Consider the following 18,270-nt stretch of genomic DNA (forward strand, 5'->3'; position numbering starts at 1 on the left):
TATGGATTTATGGTTTTCAGAAAAACAGACAAATAATGTGAAATTTTCTATTCGTGTGAACAGGCAGTTATACAGCGGCCAGAGTGAATTTCAGAGAATTGATGTATTTGAGTCTCCGGAATTTGGAAAATTTCTCACATTAGACGGTTATATGATGTTTACAGAGAAAGATGAATTTATTTACCATGAAATGATTACTCATATTCCTATGGCAGTACATCCTCATGTGGAAAATATACTGGTTATCGGCGCAGGAGACGGCGGTGTGGTAAGAGAGCTTACCAGATATGAGGAAATCAAACGAATTGATTTGGTGGAAATTGATGAAATGGTAGTAGAGGTGTGCAAAGAATATTTTCCTCATACAGCCTGTGGACTGGAAGATGAACGTGTACATATTTTCTACGAAGATGGTCTGAAATTTATTCGCCGCTGCAAAGAAGAATATGATTTGATTATTGTGGACTCTACCGATCCGTTTGGACCGGGAGAAGGACTTTTTACAAGAGAATTTTACGGCAACTGCTATAAAGCTTTAAAGGAAGATGGTATTATGGTAAATCAGCATGAAAGTCCTTTTTATGAGGAAGATGCTCTTGCCTGCCAGCGGGCTCACAGAAATATTACGGAGTCCTTTCCTGTCAGCAGAATTTATCAGGCACATATTCCAACTTATCCTTCCGGGCATTGGCTTTTTGGCTTTGCGTCTAAGAAATATCATCCCCTCAGAGATTTAGATGAAAAGCGTTGGAATGAAAGGGGAATAAAAACACATTATTATACCACTACATTACATAAAGGGGCATTTTATCTGCCGGCATACGTGGAGGAACTGTTAAAAGATGTTGAAAAATAATATAGAAACTTTTTTAGAATGTGATAAGGAATATGAGGAGGCCAAAATTGTGCTTTTCGGAGCGCCTTTTGACTCTACAACTTCTTTCAGACCGGGGACACGGTTTGGCAGCAGCGCAATTCGTCATGAGTCTTATGGACTGGAAAGTTACAGCCCTTATCTGGACAGAGATTTAAGAGACTGTGAAATTATGGACTCTGGAGATTTGGAGCTCTCTTTTGGAAATACAAAATCAGCTCTTACTGATATTTATCATCGCACAGCGCTGATTTTAAAAGATAAGAAACTGCCGTTTATGGTAGGTGGTGAACATCTGGTGACTTTAGGTTCTTTTCGTGCTGTGTGGGAGCAATATCCTGAAGTTTGCATTATTCATTTTGATGCCCATGCAGATTTAAGAGAAGAATATTTAGATGCTAAGCTTTCCCATGCCTGTGTATTGCGCAGATGCTGGGAAATGACAGGAGACGGTAAAATTTATCAGTTTGGAATTCGTTCCGGAGACAGAGATGAATTTTATTGGGCAAAGGAGCATGTGAAAATGCAGAAATTCTCCTTTGACGGTTTGGAAGAAGCTTTAGAAGAATTAAAGGGAAAACCTGTTTATTTTACCGTTGATTTAGATGTCATGGATCCTTCCGTATTTCCGGGAACAGGAACACCGGAGCCGGGCGGAGTGAGCTTTGATGAGCTTAGAAAGGCTGTCACATTAGTATGTGAAAAGGCCAATGTGGCAGGCTGTGATGTCAATGAATTAAGCCCTCATTATGACCAAAGCGGGGCTTCCACTGCTGTTGCAGGAAAAATTATCAGAGAAATGCTTCTGGCTTTAAGCGAGAAGTAAAATATAAAAGAACATGAAAAACAGGAGGAAAAAAATATGGGAAAAGCGTTGATTATCGGATGCGGAGGCGTAGCATCTGTAGCCATTCACAAATGTTGTCAGAACAGCGAGGTATTTGAGGAAATCTGTATTGCCAGCCGTACAGTATCTAAATGTGATGCGTTAAAAGAAAAATTGCAGGGAACAACAAAGACAAAAATTACTACTGCACAGGTAAATGCAGACAAGGTAGACGAGCTGATTGCGTTGATTAAGGAGGTAAAACCGGATGTGGTTTTAAATCTGGCGCTTCCTTATCAGGACCTTACAATTATGGATGCCTGCCTTGCAACAAAGACACATTATATTGACACAGCTAACTATGAGCCGGAAGATACAGCAAAATTTGAATACAGCTGGCAGTGGGCGTACAGAGAAAAATTTGAAGAAGCAGGAATTACAGCTCTTTTAGGAAGCGGTTTTGATCCGGGTGTAACAGGTGTGTTCAGCGCTTATGCGTTAAAACATGAGTTTGATGAAATTAACTACATTGATATTTTAGACTGCAACGGCGGAGACCACGGTTATCCATTTGCTACAAACTTTAATCCGGAAATTAACATTCGTGAAGTTTCTGCAAAAGGTTCTTACTGGGAAGACGGTCATTGGGTAGAAACAGAACCTATGGAAATTAGGAGAGAATATAATTTTGAAGGTGTGGGAGAAAAAGACATGTATCTGCTTCACCACGAAGAAATTGAAAGTCTGGCTCTTAACATCCCGGGAATTAAAAGAATTCGTTTCTTTATGACTTTTGGACAGAGCTATCTGACACATTTAAAATGTCTGGAAAATGTAGGAATGACTTCCATTGAACCGATTATGTACGAAGGAAAGGAAATTATTCCGTTACAGTTCTTAAAAGCAGTGCTTCCTGACCCTGCTTCTTTAGGACCACGTACAAAAGGAAAGACAAATATCGGATGTATTTTCCAGGGGAAAAAGGACGGAAAAGACAAAACTTATTACCTCTATAATATCTGTGACCATGAAGAATGCTATAAAGAGGTTGGTTCTCAGGCAGTTGCGTATACAACAGGTGTTCCTGCCATGATCGGGGCAATGATGGTTATGACAGGAAAATGGAATAAACCGGGTGTTCATAATATTGAAGAATTTGATCCGGATCCATTTATGGAAGCATTGAATAAATGGGGACTTCCATGGAAAGAAACTTATACACCGGTACTGGTGGACTAATGAGCCGGGGTGAGAAAAACGAATTTTCCACACCGTATTTTCTGGTAGATGAAAAACGGATTTTGCATAATCTGGAAATTTTGAAATCTGTGTCAGAAAAAAGCGGATGCAAAATATTGCTGGCACAGAAAGCTTTTTCCATGTTTTACGCCTATCCCCTCATGAAAGAATATCTGGCAGGAACTACGGCAAGCGGGCTTTATGAAGCAAAACTTGGATGTGAAGAATTCGGTAAAGAAACCCATGTTTTTTCTCCGGCATACAGAGAAAAGGAATTTGATGAAATTTTAAAATACGCAGATGATGTAGTGTTTAATTCTCCCACACAGTTTAAAAAATTTGCCAAAAAGGCAAAAGCAGCCGGAAAGTCTGTAGGACTTCGAATTAACCCACAATGTTCTACACAGGAAGGTCATGCAATCTATGACCCCTGTGCTGATTTTTCAAGATTGGGAACTACTTTGAAGAACTTTGAGGAAGAATTGCTCCCTGAGTTAGATGGACTGCATTTCCATACCCTGTGTGAGCAGGGGGCAGATGCTTTAGAAATTACTTTAAAGGCAGTGGAAGAAAATTTCGGTAAATATCTTTATCAGATGAAGTGGCTGAATTTAGGCGGCGGACATCATATTACCAAAGCAGATTATGATGTAGAAGCTTTAATCAGAATGGTGCGTCATTTAAAAAAAACCTATGATGTGGAAGTCTATTTAGAGCCGGGAGAAGCAGTGGTGCTGGATGCAGGATTTCTGGTTTCACAGGTTTTAGAGGTCGTACATAATGGAATGGATATTGCCATTTTAGACACTTCTGCAGCCTGTCATATGCCGGATGTTCTGGAAATGCCTTATCGTCCCCCTGTAAAGGACAGCGGTTTAGCCGGTGAAAAATCTTGTACGGTAAGGCTTGCAGGTCCTACCTGTCTTGCGGGTGACGTTATGGGGGATTATTCTTTTGATGCGCCTTTAAATGAAGGAGATTTGGTAGTTTTTGAGGATATGGCTCTTTATACTATGGTGAAGACAAATACCTTTAACGGAATGCCTCTGCCGGATATTGTCTGGAGAGACCGAGAAGGAAATATGAAGTTAGTGAAAACCTTTAGATACGAAGATTTCAAGGGAAGGCTGTCATAAAAGATGCGCAGCGCGCGGAAATGAAATTATCACTTTGTGAACCGCGCGCGGAGATTGTGCTGTTGCACAATCTTTTTAGAAAGTTATTCACTGCATTTTTTAAAAGCGTGAAATAAAAGCAGGAAGGAAATTAGCATAAGGATATGAGAAATTCCTGCAATTCCTGAAATCGCAGCATTGGCGCCGGAAGAAAGTGAAGTTCCCAAGACCTGTAAAACACCGCGCACCAGCATCATGATAACCATAAAGGGGAGCGCAATGGAGTGAAGAATAAGAAATTTTCGGAAAGAACGCTCTTCTTCCAGTTTTAAATGTCTGGTAAACAATGCAAGGAGCAGGAAAAGGAAAGTACCTAAAACCATAAGGTGCACATGCACCAGTGATAGAGTGGTTTTTCCGGAAAAGTCTAAAAATTTTGTGAATTCGCGGTAGAAGACACCTCCAGCCATGGCGAAAAGAAAATAATAAAATGCAAAATTTAAGTATTTTTTCATAAATCTAAAATCCTTTCTTTTGTATTGAACAATGTTCATTCTACATTTTTTTCACTTTTTTGTCAATTAAATCATCAGATAACAAATCTTGTTTTTCAGCACACCATAAAAGAAAGAAAAATTTACAAGGCAGGGGAGAGGGGCTTGCCCCTTCTCCTGTTTTTGTGTTATTCTAAAGAGAAAGATAAATTCTACACCCGATTATGAAAGGGGAATATGAAAATATGAAAAAATTAGCAGATTTACTGGAGAAACTGGAATATCGGTGTCTTCAGGGTACAATGGATAAAGAAATTACAGATATTACATTTGACTCCAGAAAAGCAGAAAAAGGATGTCTGTTTTTCTGTATAAAAGGTGCGGTTTCAGATGGACACGCTTACGCAAAAGATGTGGCAGAAAAAGGTGCAGCTGTTTTGATTGTACAGGATGAGGTGGAAGTTCCTGAGGAAGTAACTGTTATTCAGGTGGAAAACAGTCGCTATGCCATGGCATGTATTTCAGCAGCCTGGTTTGGACATCCGGCAGAGAAGTTGAAAACTATAGGAATTACAGGAACAAAAGGCAAAACAACCACCACCTATCTTGTAAAATCCATTTTGGAAAATGCAGGTCATAAGACTGGCCTTATCGGAACGATTGAAACGATTATCGGTGAGAAGAAAATTCCTTCTGCCAATACCACACCGGAGTCTTATCTGGTTCAGAAATATTTTGCAGAAATGGTAGATGCAGGCTGTGACAGTGTAGTTATGGAAGTTTCCTCTCAGGGGCTGATGCTTCACAGGACAGCAGGTTTTCAGTTTGATATTGGTATTTTTACCAATATTGAACCGGATCATATCGGACCAAACGAGCATAAAGATTTTGCAGATTATCTTCGCTGTAAGGCGCTTTTGTTTAAACAGTGCAAAGTGGGTATTTTTAATGCAGATGCGGAGCATTTAGATGAGATTTTAGAAGGACATACCTGTCAGGTGGAAACTTTCGGATTTTCAGAAAAAGCAGATTTAAGAGCGGAAAACACCAAGCTGGTAACAGGAAAGGGAACATTGGGAATTGCTTATGATGTAAAAGGATTGATGAACTTTCCTGTAGAAATCGATTTGCCGGGTGCATTTAGCGTATATAATTCCCTTACTGCAATTGCAGTGTGCAGACATTTCGGTGTCACACCGGAGAATATTCAAAAGGCATTAAAACAGGCAAAAGTAAAGGGAAGAATTGAAATGGTAAAGGTTTCAGATGAATTCACTTTGATGATTGATTATGCACATAATGCCATGAGTTTAGAAAGCCTTTTGACAACTTTAAAGGAATATCAGCCAAACCGTCTGGTATGTTTATTTGGATGCGGAGGCAACCGCTCTAAACTTCGCCGTTATGAAATGGGAGAAGTGTCCGGTAAACTGGCAGATTTAACCATTATTACTTCTGATAATCCTCGTGATGAAGAACCACAGGAAATTATTAATGATATTAAAATCGGCATTGGAAAAACAAATGGAAAATATGTGGAAATTATTGACAGAAAAGAAGCCATTGCCTATGCTATTCATCACGGACAGCCGGGAGATATTGTGGTTCTGGCAGGAAAAGGCCATGAAGATTATCAGGAAATCAAAGGTAAAAAATATCCGATGGATGAGCGTGTGCTTATTCAGGAAATTTTGGAAGAAGATAAACAGAATAGATGAGTAAAGTGTATGCAGATATTATTGTAGATATTTCTCAGGAAAAATTAGATAAAAGTTTTCAGTATGAAATTCCGAAGGAATTGCAGGAACAGGTGGAAATAGGAAAAAAAGTCCTGGTTTCCTTTGGGAACGGAAGCAGAAAAATAAGCGGTTATGTCATTGGAATTTCAGACACACCGAAGATTTCAACGGAAAAAATCAAGCCTGTTCTAGAAGTGGTTACGCAGGGAATAGAAATTGAGTCCCATCTGATTGCCCTTGCAGGCTGGATTGCCAAAAGCTATGGCTCTACCATTAATCAGGCATTAAAAACCGTGCTTTTAGTAAAGGAAAAAACTGCTGCAAAGGAAAAAAAGTATATACGTCTTCTGCTTTCAAAAGAAGAAGGACAGAGGTATCTGGAAGAATTTACAAGGAAGCATTATCTGGCAAAGGCACGTCTTATGGAAGCACTTATAGAAAATCAGGTGCTGGAATATAAGGAAGCGATGGAAAGTTTAAAACTTTCCTCATCGGTGATGAAAGGACTGGAAGAAAAGAAACTGATTGCTGTTGAAAGAGAACGCTTGTATCGTACCCCTGTACCGAAAGATGTACAAGATGGATATGAATATCAGCTTTCCAAAGAACAGCAGGAAGTTGTGGGCGAGATTTTAAAAGAGTGGCAGCAGGAACATCCTCGTCCCTGTCTCATAAAAGGGGTAACGGGAAGCGGTAAGACACAGGTATATATGGAGCTTATAGAAGCTACATTAAAGCAGGGAAAACAGGTCATTGTACTGATACCGGAGATTGCTTTGACGTATCAAAACGTATCACGCTTTTACAGCCGTTTTGGTTCCTGTGTGTCAGTGATTAATTCTCGTTTATCTGTGGGAGAACGTTTTGACCAGTTTGAAAGGGCAAAAAAAGGAGAGATATCCATTGTCATCGGACCGCGTTCCGCACTGTTTACTCCTTTTCCCGATTTGGGACTGATTTTAATAGATGAGGAGCATGAGGACTCTTATAAAAGTGAAAAGACACCTTGTTATCATGCCAGAGAAACTGCTATCCAGAGAGGAAAAATTGAAGGGGCAAGAGTAGTTATGGGTTCAGCTTCCCCAAGTGTGGAGAGCTATTATCGAGGAAAAACAGGAGAATATCAGCTTTTATATTTGAATGAGCGATATGGAGGAAAAGAACTTCCACAAGTTTCAGTAGTAGATTTAAGAGAAGAGTTAAAAGCGGGAAATCGTTCTATTTTCAGTCATGAGCTGGCAGAAAAGATCCGGGACAGATTACAAAAAAAAGAGCAGAGTATTTTATTTCTGAACAGAAGAGGTTACACAGGCTTTGTCAGCTGCAGATCTTGTGGTTATGTAGTGAAATGCCCACATTGTGATGTTTCTCTTACGTCCCACAGAAATGGAAAAATGATCTGCCATTACTGCGGTTATGAGATACCACAGGTAAAAACCTGTCCTTCCTGCGGTTCCCCTTATATCGGAGGGTTTAAGGCAGGAACGCAGCAGATAGAAACATTGTTAAATAAAAGCTTTCCAGGTGCAAGAATTCTTCGTATGGATGCAGATACCACGAAAAATAAAGGCGGACACGAAAAGGTGCTGTCTGCTTTTGCAGCAGGTGAGGCAGATATTCTCATTGGTACTCAGATGATTGTAAAAGGACATGATTTTCCCAACGTGACTTTCGTAGGAGTGCTGGCAGCGGATTTATCTTTATATAGCGAAGACTATCGGGCCTCAGAAAAGACCTTCCAGCTTCTTCTGCAAGCTGTGGGAAGAGCCGGCAGAGGAGAAAAAAAGGGAGATGCGGTTATTCAGACTTATCATCCGGAGCATTATAGTATTCTGGCAGCAGCAGCTCAGGATTATGAAGCTTTTTATCAGGAAGAAATAGGATATCGTCTTTTAATGGAATATCCTCCGGCAGCTTTTATGGCAGCAGTGAAAGGTTCATGCAAAAATGAGGAATTACTAAAGAAGGCAATGGAATACTGCCGAAGATATATAGAAAAAATATATAAAAAAGAAGATTTAATTTTAGTAGGGCCGGCCCCTGAGGCTGTTGCAAAGGTACAGGACTACTATAAAATGGTTTTATATATGCGCCATGAAAGACGAGAAACTTTAGTAATATTAAAAGATGCACTGGAAAAATATATTGCAGTGAACAGTGGGTTTCGAGATATTTATATACAATTTGATTTTAACGTTTAGAAAAGGAGAGAAAAAATGGCATTAAGACAAATTAGAACACAGGGTGACGATATACTTGCAAAAGAGTGCAGAAAGGTAGAAAAGATGACTCCGAAAATCAGAGAGCTTATCGATGATATGTTTGATACTATGTATGAAGCATACGGAGTAGGACTTGCAGCACCGCAGGTAGGAATTTTAAAACAGATTGTAGTCATTGATACTACAGGGGAAGATCCCATTGTGCTGATTAATCCTGAAATTATTGAAACTTCCGGTTCCCAGACAGGAGAAGAAGGCTGTTTGAGTGTTCCGGGAATGTCAGGGGTGGTAACACGTCCTAATTATGTAAAAGTAAAAGCATTTGATGAAGATATGCAGGAATTTATTTTAGAGGGAGAAGAGCTTTTGGCAAGAGCAATTTGTCATGAAACAGATCACCTTCATGGAAGACTGTATACAGAATTGGTAGAAGGTGAACTTCATCGCACAAATTATGAGGAGGATGAAGAATGAGAGTTGTTTTCATGGGAACACCCGATTTTGCAACGGGAACTTTAGAAGAAATTGTAAAAAGCGGTTATGAGGTTGTGGGAGTAGTAACACAGCCGGATAAGCCAAAGGGGAGAGGAAAAAACCTCATGCCTACACCGGTAAAAGAAGTGGCTTTGAAGTATGGTTTACCGGTATATCAGCCGAAAAAAGCAAAAGAGCCGGGATTTATTGAAACTTTAAGAAGCTTAAAACCAGATGTGATTGTAGTGGCTGCTTTTGGACAGATTATCACAAAGGAAATTCTGGAAATGCCTCGTTTCGGATGTGTGAACGTCCATGCATCTTTACTTCCGGCATACAGAGGAGCAGCGCCTATTCAGTGGGCTGTGATTAATGGAGATAAGGAGTCCGGTGTTACCATTATGCAGATGGATGAAGGAATTGATACCGGAGATATGATGGACAAAGTTGTTGTTCCTATTGCAGAAGATGAAACAGGAGGCAGCCTGTTTGATAAGTTAAGTGAAGCAGGCGCAAAGCTTTGTGTAAAAGTTTTAAAGGATTTAGAAGCAGGTAAAGTTATAAGAGAAAAACAGCCAAAAGAAAGTACAACTGCTTATGCATCTATGATTAACAAGAGCATGGGAGAAATTAAGTGGAGTTGTAAGGCGAAGGAGCTTGAACAGTTAATTCGTGGTTTAAATCCGTGGCCCAGCGCATATACCAAAATTCATGGAAAAATGTTAAAGATTTGGAAAGCAGAAGTTTTACAGGATACTGTCCACAAACAGACAGGAGAAATCGTAAAAATAGAGAAAGATGGTATTTGCGTACAGACAGGAGAGGGGCTGCTGAAAGTCCGTGAACTACAATTAGAAGGAAAAAAACGAATGGATGCAGCATCTTTTCTCAGGGGTTATTCGGTTTCAGAAGGGGAAATTCTTGGGTAAAAGAGTTATAGGATTGGATAGAATATGATAAATAAGGTAAATTTAAGAGAACTGGTACTGGGAATTCTATTGGAAATAAACAAAGAAGGACAGCATAGTCATCTGGTAATTCGCAGTACATTGGAGAAGTATCAATATTTGGAAAAACAGGAAAGAGCCTTTATTACCAGAGTGTGCGAGGGAACGTTGGAATATAAACTGCGTTTAGATTATATTTTAGACCAGTATTCTTCTGTACCTGTAGAAAAGATGAAGCCGGTTATCCGTGAGATTTTAAGAAGCAGTGTATATCAGCTTTTATACATGGACAATGTGCCGGACAGCGCAGTCTGTGATGAAGCAGTGAAACTGGCAAGAAAAAAAGGATTTTATAATCTTACGGGTTTTGTCAACGGAGTGTTGAGAAAAGTAGCGAGGGATTACAGCAGTATTCATTTCCCGGAAAAAAATCAGCCTGTGGAATATCTTTCTGTTTTATATTCTATGCCAAAATGGCTGGTAGAAAAATTTTTGGCAGAATATGGGTTTGAAAAAACAGAGAAAATGCTGGAAGCATTTTTAAAGGAAAGACCTACGACCATTCGTATTCGTCAGCATCTGGTGGATAAAGAAGCTGTCTTGGACAGCCTGAAAAGGCAGAATGTAACAGTTGAGCCTGCGCCGTATGTAGAAAATGCTTATTATATAAAGAATTACGATTATCTTCCCGCATTGGAAGCTTTTCGTATGGGAAATATTCAAATTCAGGATGTCAGTTCCATGCTGGTAGGAGAAGTGGCAGCTCCAAAAGAAGGCGATTATGTCATTGATTTATGTGCGGCACCGGGAGGAAAGACTTTGTGCATTGCAGATAAATTAAAAGGAACAGGTCGGATAGATGCCAGAGATATCAGCAGAACAAAGACAGACCTTATAAGGGAAAATGCCATTCGTCAGAATTTTTTAAATGTAGTGGTAACAGAAAAGGATGCAACTCAGCTAGACTCTGACTCCTTTGAAAAGGCAGATGTGCTCATTGCAGATGTACCTTGTTCTGGTCTGGGTGTAATCGGAAAGAAGACGGATATTAAATATAAAATTACACAGACAGGAATTGCAGAGCTTGTGAATTTGCAGAGGAAAATTTTGGAGCAGGCTTCTACTTATGTAAAACCGGGAGGTACATTGATTTACAGTACATGTACCATTAACAGAGAAGAAAACATTGAAAATGTCCGTTGGTTCGTGGAAAATTATCCTTATGAGTTGGAAAGTATTGATGATTATTTATGCGAGGAACTGAGAAGTGATACTACAAAGGAAGGATATCTGCAGCTTCTTCCAGGTGTGCATGAATGTGATGGATTTTTCATTGCCAGATTAAAGAGGAAAACAGAATGGAACAAATAGAAATAAAATCTCTCAGTCTGGTGCAGTTAAAGAATACTATGACTGAAATGGGAGAAAAGGCTTTTCGTGCAAAACAGATTTATGAGTGGCTGCATCAGAAACAGGCAGAAAGTTTTGACGAAATGAGCAATTTATCTACAAGCCTTCGGGAAAAATTAAAAGAGCGCTGTGTTCTTACTACATTAAAAATGTTGGAGGTACAGACTTCTAAAATAGATGGGACACAGAAATATCTCTTTGCACTTCCTGATGGAAATGTAGTGGAAAGTGTATTGATGAAATACAAACATGGAAACAGTGTGTGTATTTCCTCTCAGGTAGGATGTAAGATGGGATGCAGATTTTGTGCATCTACTATCGGAGGCTGGACCAGAAATCTGCTGCCTTCAGAAATGCTGGAGCAGATTTATCGTATTCAAAAGCTGTCGGGAGAGAGGGTTTCTAATGTAGTTGTCATGGGAACAGGAGAACCCCTTGATAATTATGATAATTTATTACAGTTTATCCGATTGCTGACAGATGAAAACGGTCTGCATATCAGCCAGAGGAATGTTACAGTGTCCACCTGTGGAATTGTACCGAAAATGTATGAATTGGCAGAGGAAAATCTGCAAATTACACTGGCGATTTCTCTTCATGCGTCTAATCAGGAAAAACGTGCAGAGCTGATGCCCATAGCAAATAAATATTCCATTGAAGAAGTACTGGAAGCCTGCAGAAATTATTTTGAGAAAACAGGCAGAAGACTTACTTTTGAATATAGTCTTGTAGGTGGAAAAAATGATACAAAGGAAGATGCTGAGGAGCTGGCACGGTTAATCAAAGGTTTAAACTGCCATGTAAATTTAATCCCTGTAAACCCCATTAAGGAGCGGGATTACGTGCAGTCAGATAAAAAAGTTATAGAGAATTTTAAAAATAAACTTGAAAAATACCAAATAAATGTTACTATTAGAAGGGAAATGGGCCGGGATATTGATGGGGCCTGTGGACAGCTAAGGAAAAGTTATATCGATAAGAAAGAGGACTCGTAAGATGAAATCATATTCTGTAACTGATGTGGGACAAAAACGTCAGGTAAATCAGGACTTTGTGTTTGCATCTGAGGAGCCGGTAGGAAATTTGCCAAATCTTTTTATTGTTGCAGATGGAATGGGAGGGCATAATGCGGGAGATTTTGCTTCCAGTTTTGCCGTTCAGACATTTCTTCATTCTGTTTTAGAAGATGAAAATCAAAATCCCATTAAAATTATTCGCAGTGCAGTAGAGGAGGCAAATCGCAAGGTTCTTGAAGAAGCCAGAACACATGCAGATATGTCAGGGATGGGAACAACTATGGTACTCGTTACTATTGTGGATGACTATGCCTATGTGGCTAACGTAGGGGACAGCAGGCTGTATCTCATTGAAGACCGGATTACTCAGATTACAAAGGATCATTCCCTTGTACAGGAATTAGTAAGACGAGGATTGCTGACAAAGGAAGAAGCGCAGAACCATCCGGATAAAAATAAGATTACCAGAGTAATCGGTATCAGTCCGGAGGTAGAAGTGGACTTTTTTGACATACATTTAAAAGAAAACAGTACTTTACTATTATGCTCAGATGGATTGTCGAATATGGTTTCTGATGAGGAAATCTGGAGGATTGCAAATACAAGCAGAGATTTAAGAGAAATGGGAATGCGTCTTGTTTCTCTGGCAAATGAAAACGGCGGTAAAGATAATATAGCAGTAGTGCTGGTTCAGCCAGACACAAAAGAGGTGGAAATATGTTAAATATGGGAATAATTATAGGTGAACGGTACGAAGTTGTGGGCTGTATAGGCTCCGGCGGTATGGCAGATGTTTACAAAGCAAAAGACCATAAATTGAACCGTTTCGTGGCGATGAAGGTGTTAAAGCCGGAATTTAGCGCAGATACAAATTTTATACGGAAATTTCAAAGAGAAGCTCAGGCAGCAGCAGGCCTGGCACATCCAAATGTGGTAAATGTTTTTGATGTTGGGGAGGACAAAGGCATTAACTATATTGTGATGGAATTGGTAGAGGGTATTACTTTAAAAGATTATATTTCAAAAAAGGGAAAACTTACAGTAAAAGAAGCTACCAGTATAGCAATTCAAGTTTCTATGGGGTTAGAAGCGGCACACAACAGAAATATTGTCCATCGTGACATTAAACCACAGAATATTATTATTTCTACGGACGGAAAAGTAAAGGTGACAGACTTTGGTATTGCCAGAGTGGCATCATCCAATACCATCAGTACCAATGCAATGGGTTCTGTTCATTATAGTTCTCCTGAGCAGGTGCGTGGCGGTTATAGCGACTTTAAGAGCGATATTTATTCTCTGGGTATTACCATGTATGAAATGGTGACAGGAAGAGTACCTTTTGACGGAGATACAACGGTTGCTATTGCTATTAAACATTTGCAGGATGAGATGGTTCCTCCTTCTCAGTATGTGGCAGAACTTCCTCACAGTCTGGAAGAAATCATTTTAAAATGTACACAGAAAAGTCCTGACAGACGATATAGTACACTGGCGGAACTGATCAATGATTTAAAACATTCTTTGATTGATCCAAATGGGAATTTTGTAAATCTGACTCCGTTAAGTAATCATGCACAGACAATTATGATCACACCGGATGAAATGAAAGAAATTCAGAACAGCGCTTATACACAGCCATCTGTTTTTAATGATGATGAAGATGACGAAGACGAGGATGATGATGAAATCTTCGAAAAACCATCTAAAAAACGTCGTCGCAGACATGAAGAGGAAGATGATGAGGATGAGGAAGACGATGATGAACGCGGTGGAATTAATACAAAGCTGGAAAAGGCAATGACAATTGGCGGCCTGATTATCGGTGGTATTATTATCTGTATCCTTATTTATATGATTGCATCTGCAGCAGGTCTGATTAAAGGCGGCAGTAGTAAAACAGAGAAACCAAAGGTAGAACAGACACAGGAAAAAGAAGATGAAAAACTGGAAGTTCCTGATATTGTAGGAAAATCTGAAGATGATGCGTTAAAAGAGTTAAATTCAAAAGGTCTGGGATTGAAAAAGGGCGGAGAAGAAGCTTCTGATACTGTACCGGAAGGTATGATTGCCCGCCAGGATCCTGCAGCGGGAACAAAGGTAGAAAAAAATACAAAGATTACTTATTATGTAAGCACAGGAAAATCTGAAGAAAAAGAAGAGGTTACAATTCCAACAGGACTTGCCGGAAAAGCTTTAAGTGATGTTCAGGCTGAATTACAGGAGCTGGGACTTAGCAAAGTAAAGATTGAAAAAACAAAAAGTGAAGATGTAGCAGTTGGAAAGGTTATTTCCTTAAATCCAGAAGAGGGAACTTCTGTTTCAAAGGATACAGAAGTAACAATTACAGTCAGTATCGGTTCCGGCGATGAAATGGTTTCTATACCAAATGTTCGTGGGGTAAAAGCAGCTGATGCACAGGCAACCTTAGAGAAAAAGGGACTGATTGTAACAGTGGAAGAAGATTATGACGAAAATGCCGGAGTTGCTGAAGGCGAAGTATATGCACAGACTCCAAAGGCAGGAAACCGTGTAGAACCGGGAACTTCTGTAACAATTAAGGTTCTGAACAAAAATGCTGCTTCAAACGGAAGCGGAGAAACACAGAACGGCGAAAGTGTAGAAGCAGGACAGTGGGCTACAAAGGAAGATGTCAACATTGAAAAACCAAGCAATTATCAGGGCGGTCAGGTACGCCTTCGTCTGGTACAGGATGGAGATGGCAGCCAGAGCAGCGGCGGAAAAGTTATTCTTTCCGACAAAGTGCTTGAATTCAGTGAAAAAGGCGGTTACAACGTAGGAAGAATTGTAGGAAAAGAAGGTGTTTCCACAGGAACATTGTATTTTGATGAAATGCAGTCTGATGGAAATTATAAAGTTTTATATCAGTATCAATTAGAATTTGAACAAGAATAAGAAAAGAGAAATATCCGGATGTTGTGTGTATAAAGCATGATGTCCGGGTATTTTTAGTTGCCTTTAAACTTTAAAAAGGATATAATATTTACAGTGTGCAGAAAATGTGATATAACTAGAAAAGTTATAAAGAAATACGGGTAGGTTCAATGCAGGGAAGAATTATAAAAGGAATTGCCGGCTTTTACTATGTATCAGCAGAGTCAGCATTATATGAATGTAAAGCAAAAGGAATTTTTAGAAAAGAAAAAATGAAGCCTCTGGTAGGCGATTTTGTAGAAATAGAGATTTTAGACGAAGAAAAGAAATTGGGAAATATCGTAGATATTTTACCCAGAAAGAACTCTCTTATCCGTCCGGCTGTGGCAAACATCGATCAGGCTCTGGTTATTTTTGCCGCAAAAGAACCAAATCCAAATCTGTCTTTACTGGACCGATTTTTAGTGACTATGGAGCGACAGGAAATTCCTGTTTTGATTTGTATCAATAAAGAGGATTTGGCATTGCCGGAAGAAATAGAAGAAATAAAGAAGATTTATGAAAGCTGTGATTATCCTGTAATCTTTACCAGCGCAAGCAGAGAAAAGGGAATTGAGGAGCTCCGTACTGTTTTAAACGGTAAGACCACGGCTGTGGCAGGTCCTTCCGGTGTAGGAAAGTCTTCTCTGACCAATCTGCTGGCTCCCGGTATCGACATGGAAACAGGAGAAATCAGTAAGAAGCTTGGGAGAGGACGTCATACCACAAGGCATTCCCAGCTTATTGAGCTGTGGCAGGAAACGTATCTTATGGACACACCGGGATTTACTTCTTTCTATGTAGAAAATATGGAAAAAGAAGAACTGCGATATTATTTTCCTGAATTTCAGGATTATGAAGGAAGCTGCAGATTTCAGGGATGTACCCATACTCATGAGCCAGGCTGCATGGTAAAAGAAGCCTTAGAGCATGGTAAAATCAGTCAAAAAAGATACGAAAATTATTTAGAAATGTATAAAGAACTTGAGGAAAAGAGGAGGTATTAGAAATGGAATATCAGTTATCCCCGTCTATTTTAGCAGCAGATTTTTCAAAGCTGGGTGAAGAAATTGAAAAGGTAGAAAATGCCGGTGCACGCTGGCTTCATATTGATATTATGGATGGACAGTTTGTGCCGTCTATCTCTATGGGAATTCCGGTGATTTCATCTATTAGAAAAAGAACGGATTTGTTTTTTGATGTTCATATTATGGCGCTGGACCCAACAGCTTTGATTGAAGATTTTGCAAAGGCAGGGGCGGATTTAATTACTGTTCATGCAGAGGCATGCCCAAACTTGGACAGAACACTGCGCCTTATCAGAGAGAAAGGCTGTAAAGCAGGCGTTGCCATCAACCCGGCCACTTCTGCTCACGTACTGGAAAACGTACTGGAAATCGTGGATATGGTGTTGATTATGACAGTAAATCCAGGATTTGGAGGACAGGCATATATTCCTTATTGTGCAAATAAAGTGCGCCAGATAAGGGAAATGGCAAAGGAAAGAAATCTGACTTTGGATATTGAAGTTGACGGTGGAATTAACAAAAATACCATTCAGGAAGTCGTGGATGCCGGGGCGAATATTATTGTAGCAGGTTCTGCCGTTTTTCAGGGTGATGTTGACGCAAATGTCAAAGAACTGAAAGGAATTATGGAGAAATAATGGATACTATACTGATATGCGGTGGATTTTTGGAAGAAGAAACTGCAAAAAGAGTATTAGAGAAAGTTAAACCTGACTGCATTATCGGCATTGATAAAGGACTTGAATTCTGTTATAGAAATCAGATCTATCCTCAGTATATTCTGGGAGATTTTGACAGCATTGATAAAAAAGTGCTGGATTTTTATGAAAACCAGAAGGAAATACCAGTGCAGAGATATAAGCCGGAAAAAGATGCTACAGATGCAAGAATAGGTCTGGAACTGGCATTAAAGCTGGGAAGTAAGAGGATTTTTCTGTTAGGGGCAACAGGAGGAAGGCTGGACCATTATATGGGGAATTTACAATCTTTACAGGTACCTTTAAAACATGGTGCAAAAGCATGGATTATTGACAGCCAGAATGTGATTACTATGTGGGATAAATCTTTTTCTGTAAAAAAACAGGACAGCTTTGGAAAATATATTTCTTTTCTGGCAATGAGTGAAAAGGTAGAGGGGATTACTTTAAAGGGCTTTAAATACCCCCTTTACAAATATACCATGACAAATGATGACGGTATTGGTATCAGTAATGAAATACAGGAAGATACAGCGTATGTGGAGTTTGAAAGCGGTATTCTTCTGATGATTATGTCGAGAGATAAAAAATGAGATTTTGGTGCCCATGAATTGAGATACAATATAATACCTATTGTGACAGACAGTTGAATAATTGGTTGCATAAATATGTATATAAGAAAAATTATGCTGATATTGTTGGATGTTTTTTGAGGAACGCATATGAAAACGGTATAATAAAATCAGAAAATTTCTGTTTCCATAGTCTTATTGCAGTTATTTGTTAAAAAGCTTCTTCTAATGGAAATGAAGCCTTAGTTGCTGTTGGACAAAAAGCGTTTATGGCAAGGGGCTTCTCATTCATTATTTCTTGCACTTGGAAAGGCACTGCCGGTTTTATTCTTGGAGCTTGCCGACAAAGTATTTGTTTTGTTCCTGTTATTATGCTTTTTCCGACATTTTTGGGGATAAATGGAATACTATATGCGCAACCGATTACAGATGTAATTTCTGCTATTGTCACAGTCTTTATGATGCTGCATCTCCACAAAGAATTAGTAAAAGTAGATAAAAGCAGGATTATAAAAAAAAGAATAAACTTTTCAACATTGAAAATGTTGATTTACATTGAATTTGAAGCTCTATTGTGGTAATCTAAGAATTGCTATATTGGAGCTTCTTATACGTTCATATTACGGAAGAAAAATAAAGAAATAGACATGGTGGCTTGTGCGTTGAATGTCGGATAAAAGTA

At 39.2% G+C, this 18,270-nt stretch carries 17 protein-coding genes; 15 read left to right on the forward strand and 2 right to left on the reverse strand.

The annotated features are described in order from the left end of the window. The first annotated feature begins 1 nt into the window (after position 1). The 4 genes from speE to nspC are packed head-to-tail and all read left to right on the forward strand — an operon-like array spanning position 2 to position 4,075. A complete protein-coding gene (gene speE / locus BQ7352_RS08925; protein ID WP_072448885.1) occupies positions 2 to 856 on the forward strand; it encodes a polyamine aminopropyltransferase in 855 nt (284 codons plus the stop codon). After that, a complete protein-coding gene (gene speB, locus BQ7352_RS08930; RefSeq protein WP_072448886.1) occupies positions 843 to 1,700 on the forward strand; it encodes an agmatinase in 858 nt (285 codons plus the stop codon). The genes speE and speB overlap by 14 nt, the downstream gene beginning before the upstream one ends. Before the next feature lie 36 nt (positions 1,701 to 1,736). Continuing rightward, a complete protein-coding gene (locus BQ7352_RS08935) occupies positions 1,737 to 2,939 on the forward strand; it encodes a saccharopine dehydrogenase family protein (RefSeq protein WP_072448887.1) in 1,203 nt (400 codons plus the stop codon). After that, complete coding sequence (gene nspC, locus BQ7352_RS08940; protein ID WP_072448888.1) at positions 2,939 to 4,075, forward strand: carboxynorspermidine decarboxylase; 1,137 nt, start codon at positions 2,939 to 2,941, stop codon at positions 4,073 to 4,075. The genes BQ7352_RS08935 and nspC overlap by 1 nt, the downstream gene beginning before the upstream one ends. An 83-nt stretch (positions 4,076 to 4,158) precedes the next feature. On the opposite strand, the gene BQ7352_RS08945 is transcribed toward nspC, so the two are convergent. Next, a complete protein-coding gene (locus tag BQ7352_RS08945; protein ID WP_072448889.1) occupies positions 4,159 to 4,569 on the reverse strand; it encodes a DUF2871 domain-containing protein in 411 nt (136 codons plus the stop codon). Between the two features lie 203 nt (positions 4,570 to 4,772). On the opposite strand from BQ7352_RS08945, the gene BQ7352_RS08950 reads away from it, so the two are divergent. From BQ7352_RS08950 to BQ7352_RS09000, 11 genes are all read left to right on the forward strand, one after another. After that, positions 4,773 to 6,266 carry a UDP-N-acetylmuramoyl-L-alanyl-D-glutamate--2,6-diaminopimelate ligase gene (locus BQ7352_RS08950; RefSeq protein ID WP_072448890.1) on the forward strand — a complete coding sequence of 498 codons (1,494 nt, stop codon included), beginning with the start codon at positions 4,773 to 4,775 and terminating at the stop codon, positions 6,264 to 6,266. Beyond that, positions 6,263 to 8,488 carry a replication restart helicase PriA gene (gene priA, locus BQ7352_RS08955; RefSeq protein ID WP_072448891.1) on the forward strand — a complete coding sequence of 742 codons (2,226 nt, stop codon included), beginning with the start codon at positions 6,263 to 6,265 and terminating at the stop codon, positions 8,486 to 8,488. Before BQ7352_RS08950 ends, priA begins: the two co-directional genes overlap by 4 nt. Before the next feature lie 15 nt (positions 8,489 to 8,503). Further along, the gene (gene def, locus BQ7352_RS08960; protein WP_072448892.1) at positions 8,504 to 8,983 is read left to right on the forward strand and encodes a peptide deformylase; all 480 of its coding nucleotides are present in this window, start codon (positions 8,504 to 8,506) and stop codon (positions 8,981 to 8,983) included. Beyond that, positions 8,980 to 9,912, forward strand: coding sequence for a methionyl-tRNA formyltransferase (gene fmt, locus BQ7352_RS08965; protein ID WP_072448893.1), 933 nt, complete (start codon positions 8,980 to 8,982; stop codon positions 9,910 to 9,912). The genes def and fmt overlap by 4 nt, the downstream gene beginning before the upstream one ends. A 24-nt stretch (positions 9,913 to 9,936) precedes the next feature. Next, entirely contained in the window at positions 9,937 to 11,301 is a 1,365-nt protein-coding gene (gene rsmB, locus BQ7352_RS08970) for a 16S rRNA (cytosine(967)-C(5))-methyltransferase RsmB (protein ID WP_072448894.1), read from the forward strand. Beyond that, positions 11,289 to 12,335, forward strand: coding sequence for a dual-specificity RNA methyltransferase RlmN (gene rlmN, locus BQ7352_RS08975; RefSeq protein ID WP_072448895.1), 1,047 nt, complete (start codon positions 11,289 to 11,291; stop codon positions 12,333 to 12,335). The genes rsmB and rlmN overlap by 13 nt, the downstream gene beginning before the upstream one ends. Before the next feature lies 1 nt (position 12,336). After that, positions 12,337 to 13,080, forward strand: a complete 744-nt coding sequence (locus tag BQ7352_RS08980; protein WP_072448896.1) for a Stp1/IreP family PP2C-type Ser/Thr phosphatase — start codon at positions 12,337 to 12,339, stop codon at positions 13,078 to 13,080. Beyond that, positions 13,074 to 15,272: a Stk1 family PASTA domain-containing Ser/Thr kinase gene (gene pknB / locus BQ7352_RS08985; RefSeq protein WP_072448897.1), complete on the forward strand. Its 2,199-nt coding sequence runs from the start codon at positions 13,074 to 13,076 to the stop codon at positions 15,270 to 15,272. Before BQ7352_RS08980 ends, pknB begins: the two co-directional genes overlap by 7 nt. Positions 15,273 to 15,421: 149 nt before the next feature. Beyond that, positions 15,422 to 16,297 carry a ribosome small subunit-dependent GTPase A gene (gene rsgA / locus BQ7352_RS08990; RefSeq protein WP_072448898.1) on the forward strand — a complete coding sequence of 292 codons (876 nt, stop codon included), beginning with the start codon at positions 15,422 to 15,424 and terminating at the stop codon, positions 16,295 to 16,297. 2 nt (positions 16,298 to 16,299) lie between these two features. Continuing rightward, positions 16,300 to 16,956 (forward strand): ribulose-phosphate 3-epimerase, encoded by a 657-nt coding sequence (gene rpe / locus BQ7352_RS08995; RefSeq protein ID WP_072448899.1) that lies wholly within the window; start codon positions 16,300 to 16,302, stop codon positions 16,954 to 16,956. Further along, entirely contained in the window at positions 16,956 to 17,609 is a 654-nt protein-coding gene (locus tag BQ7352_RS09000; RefSeq protein ID WP_072448900.1) for a thiamine diphosphokinase, read from the forward strand. The genes rpe and BQ7352_RS09000 overlap by 1 nt, the downstream gene beginning before the upstream one ends. A 190-nt stretch (positions 17,610 to 17,799) precedes the next feature. Here the strand turns inward: BQ7352_RS09000 and BQ7352_RS14550 are convergent, their stop codons facing one another. Then, a complete protein-coding gene (locus tag BQ7352_RS14550; RefSeq protein ID WP_159430643.1) occupies positions 17,800 to 18,039 on the reverse strand; it encodes a hypothetical protein in 240 nt (79 codons plus the stop codon). Positions 18,040 to 18,270: the final 231 nt, after the last annotated feature.

It is taken from the genome of Blautia sp. Marseille-P3201T, from assembly GCF_900120295.1.
Taxonomy (GTDB): domain Bacteria; phylum Bacillota; class Clostridia; order Lachnospirales; family Lachnospiraceae; genus Blautia.